Annotated in this window: 4 protein-coding genes and 1 pseudogene; 3 read left to right on the top strand and 2 right to left on the bottom strand. The window is 59.3% G+C overall.

Annotation, left to right across the window (positions count from 1 at the left end):
• Positions 1-423: transglutaminase-like cysteine peptidase (locus tag H536_RS0122135; RefSeq protein WP_024352478.1), on the top strand; the 423-nt coding region annotated here is incomplete at its 5' end.
• A gap of 174 nt (positions 424-597) precedes the next feature.
• Here the strand turns inward: H536_RS0122135 and H536_RS24135 are convergent.
• A pseudogene (locus H536_RS24135) lies at positions 598-1,747 on the bottom strand (IS3 family transposase); the annotation flags it as partial.
• Positions 1,748-2,026: 279 nt separating this feature from the next.
• Here H536_RS24135 and H536_RS0122120 point away from each other — a divergent pair.
• Both H536_RS0122120 and H536_RS24865 read left to right on the top strand, forming a co-directional pair.
• Positions 2,027-2,794 (top strand): heparan-alpha-glucosaminide N-acetyltransferase, encoded by a 768-nt coding sequence (locus H536_RS0122120; RefSeq protein WP_081451349.1) that lies wholly within the window; start codon positions 2,027-2,029, stop codon positions 2,792-2,794.
• 322 nt (positions 2,795-3,116) lie between these two features.
• Positions 3,117-3,296 (top strand): thioredoxin domain-containing protein, encoded by a 180-nt coding sequence (locus tag H536_RS24865; protein ID WP_024352476.1) that lies wholly within the window; start codon positions 3,117-3,119, stop codon positions 3,294-3,296.
• A gap of 373 nt (positions 3,297-3,669) precedes the next feature.
• Here the strand turns inward: H536_RS24865 and H536_RS24125 are convergent.
• Positions 3,670-3,769 (bottom strand): L,D-transpeptidase (locus H536_RS24125; protein ID WP_155898614.1); only part of this gene is annotated, 100 nt, incomplete at its 5' end.

Below are 3,769 nucleotides of genomic sequence, written 5' to 3'. Positions count from 1 at the left end.
GTCGTTCCGACCCTGACCGAGGATCTCTGGTCGCAGTTGATCGAGGTGAACGGCTCCGTTAACACGGTCATCATCCCGCGAACCGACGAAGAGATTTTCGGTGTAGCCGAGCGCTGGGCCTACCCCACTAAGCAAGGTGATTGCGAAGACTTCGCGCTTCTGAAGCAGTATATGCTCCAGCGTGCAGGTGTTCCTCGTTCAGCCCTCCTTATCACCGTTCTTCGTCAGCGCAACGGTGCCGGCCATGCGGTACTGACAGTGCGAACCAGCGAAGGCGACTTCGTGCTCGACAACCTGGACGAGCGGATCCTTCCTTGGAACGAGACGGATTACCTTTATCTAAAGCGGCAGTCGGAGCTGGACTCCGGAAAATGGATCGGCATAGCGGACGACCGCGACATCCTCGTCGGTAGTGTGCGGTGATCAGCTACTGGATAGGATGACTATCGAGACGGGTTTTCGCGGGGTTTCTGGCGATATCGTTGCAGGCATCACCGATGAATCTTGAAGTGGACTCCGTTTCGCATTTCGCCGGACAGGCGGCGGTTGGGTTTAGGCACTGAGCGAGATGAACTCTCGCGGCGATCGGAACTTCTATTCTGAGTGCGCGTGGACCTCGCAAGAATCCTCGACCCAGTCGGGGAGCAAGGCGAGAATAGTGGCGGCGTCGGACAGAACGGTGATGCTGGCATAGTCGCGCTTCACCGTCTTAACGAAGGCCTCCGACATGCCGTTCGACTCCGGGCTGCGGACGGGCGTGAAGAGCAGAGTCAGGCCGACAGCTCGGGCGGTGTCGGCGGTGTCGTTGGCAAGGTAGGCGCTGCAGTAGTTGTCCGGCAGCCATCCGGCCTGCGCCACGGCGGACCATGCAATGACCTCGCGGTCGCAGACATCCAGGACGAAGAAGATGCGCACGACCTCGCGGTTCCTGGCATGGATCTCCAGATGGTCTGAGCAGTGAGTCAGCGGGGCCACCGGTTCGAGCCCGCTGGTGAACGCACGTTCGAGCGCAGCGCAATGACGACGCAGTCATACGTTCGACCAGGCCGCCGGGCGGTATGGCGCTCCAGCGTCAGGCCATGATGCTGCATGATCCTCAGCACCCGCTTTGCATTGACCGCCGGGCGGCATTCCGCCCGCAGGCGACGGTTCAACAGCGCCGTCACACGCCGGTAGCCATAGGTCGGCCGGGCGTCGACGATGGCCCGGATGGGCGCCAGGAACTCGGCATCCTCGGCCTTGCGATACGGGCCCCGCGGCTTCACGGTCCTACCGCGTCGCTCGTTGATCTGGGAACGAGCGACGTCAAGCGTCCGCGCCACGACGCTCACCGTGAACCGCCCACGGGATCGCTCCAGGACAGCAAGGACGATGTCCGTTTTTTTGGGCGAGCGACGTCGAGCGCCTCTTTGAGGATCTCGTTCTCCATCGTCTTGCGGCCGAGCAGCCGCTCAAGGTCGCGGACCCGCTTTTCAAGATCGCGGACCCTCGACGTGCCGACGACGTCGTCGTCGGCCTGGACGGCCGCATGTCCGCCCTCCAGCATCCGACGCTTCCAAGCAAAGAGCTGCGACGGCGAGACGCCTGCCTGCCGCGCTACGAAGGACACGCTCATCCCAGGCTGCATCGCCTCCTCGACGAGGCGGACCTTCTCGGCCGTCAACCATCGACGCCGGCGCTGCACAGAAGTGATCACTTCAACCCGAGAATACGGGCCATCAGGAGCTTTCGACATAGTCGTACTCATAGGCGGATGCCTATGCCTTATCGGCTATACTACCTGGCTGGTCAAAAACGGGGTGCGCTCCAGCCCCATTCTTTTTCAGCCATTTATCCCTTGCGCCTCCAGTGGGTAGAGGAGCTAGGGGGTGGCCGAATGCCGAACAAGGAGTCCATCGATGACGTCCATCCTCCCGAAACAGTTGGCCAGTGACAAATCCGGCTGTCTCTCCGAAAACCCGGCAGGCGCGATAGCTGGAATTTCAGCCGCCGCTGGCCAAAGCCTCTGATGTCAGCGACAGTAAAGATGGCAGGTTCTGCCGTGCCTGAGGTTCCGAGCAGCTCTTGCAGTCCTACGCGCTACGTATTTGTCGATGTGTGGCGCGGATTGGCGATCATCGGTGTCGTAATCTATCACTTTGGCTGGGACCTGAGCTTTTTCGGGTATGTTTCGCCCTCACTGATGTTCAGTATTCCGGTCACTATATTTGCTCGCAGCCTCGCCGGCTCGTTCATGTTTCTCGTTGGGGTCGGGCTCGTGCTGGCCCATTTCCGCTATACCCACTGGCAAAAATTCCTCACGCGCCTTGCCAAGATTGTCGTGGCGGCTGCCGCGATATCAGTGGTCACGTATGGTGCTTTTCCTACCAGTTTCATTTACTTCGGAATTTTGCACTCCATCGCGTTGGGATCTCTCCTGGGACTCCTCTTTTTGAGGTTTCCAATTGGCTTGGTCTTCTTCGCCTCATTCGCAACGCTGGCGGCGCCGCTCTTTCTCGAAACCCCGACCTTCAACACACGGTTCCTGGCCTGGATCGGATTTGCTGCTGCGCCACCATTTTCGAATGATTTTGTGCCTGTGTTCCCGTGGTTTGGGGTGACACTTGCGGGCATAGGCTGCACCCGGCTCCTTGTGGCCAGGCCATCAAAGCGGGACCGGAAGCCCCATAGCCCCAGGGCACATCTTGGCGGGGTACTGACGTGGGTGGGGCAACGAACGCTGCCCATCTACCTGTTCCATCAGCCACTGCTTTTCGCCGGATTTGTTGTCCTCACCCGCCTCTTAGCGGAGTAGCCGAATCGCCCCCCCCCATAGACCCGGTTATCGAACCAGGAAGATCGGCAATTGATCTAGCTTATCCGCCAAACCGACCGAGCCGTGCTATCTTTGTAGTCTTCTCGAAAAGCCGCCAAGCTGAGCAGGGGCCTTTTGTCCTCGTCCTCGTCGGATGCTCCGCGATTGCGAGTACAATGGCAGCATCCCAGCCGACGAACGAAGCCGTCAATGCCCAGACTTTCGTGCCTTCCGCAGGGCCACCCGGCCGCACCGAAGTCCCGGAGCCGATGGGATCGTTGGACATCGACAAACTGATGGCCGAAGGCCACTGCCGGACATCGTGATCGATGATCCGAATGCGCCGGTAACGATTGTCGAATACGCCTCGATGAAGTGCGGCCACTGCGCAAACTTCCACGAGAACAGCTATCCGGCCATCAAGGCCGACTACATAGTCACCGGCAAGGTCAAGCTGATCATTCGCGGGTTCCCTTCGACCCGCGCGCGCTCGCGGCAGTAATGCCGGCGCTCTGCACGCAAAGTAATTCCCAGCGCACCGCATGATCGATGTCCTCTTCTAGCAGCAGACCAACGGGAAAGAGTGGAAAACTTTTCGGCGGCTTTTCTCAACATTATCAAGCTGGCCGGTTTCACTCAGGAAACGTTCTCCGCCTGCCTAAACGACAAGGAATTGCAGCAGAAGATCGTCGCCGCGTAGAGGCGCGGACAAAAGATGGTTTGCGTGGACGCGACGCCAACGTTCTTCGTGAACGGCGACAAATACGCTGGCTCGCTGCCGGCTAATCAGATGTCGGCGATGATTGAATCCATGTTGTAGGATCTATCATCGGAAGGAGCTTTTTCGACACGCGCCGAAAACCCGGCGCTGGCGATCACCGCACTACCACCTCGGCTCCTACGCTCACGCGATCATACAGGTCGATTACATGCTCGTTGAGCATCCGAATGCAGCCGTTTGATACAGCCTTACCG

This window comes from Aurantimonas coralicida DSM 14790, from assembly GCF_000421645.1.
Lineage (GTDB): Bacteria > Pseudomonadota > Alphaproteobacteria > Rhizobiales > Rhizobiaceae > Aurantimonas > Aurantimonas coralicida.
Note: the sequence above shows the minus strand (reverse complement) of the source record. Positions and strands in the feature narration are given on the sequence as shown.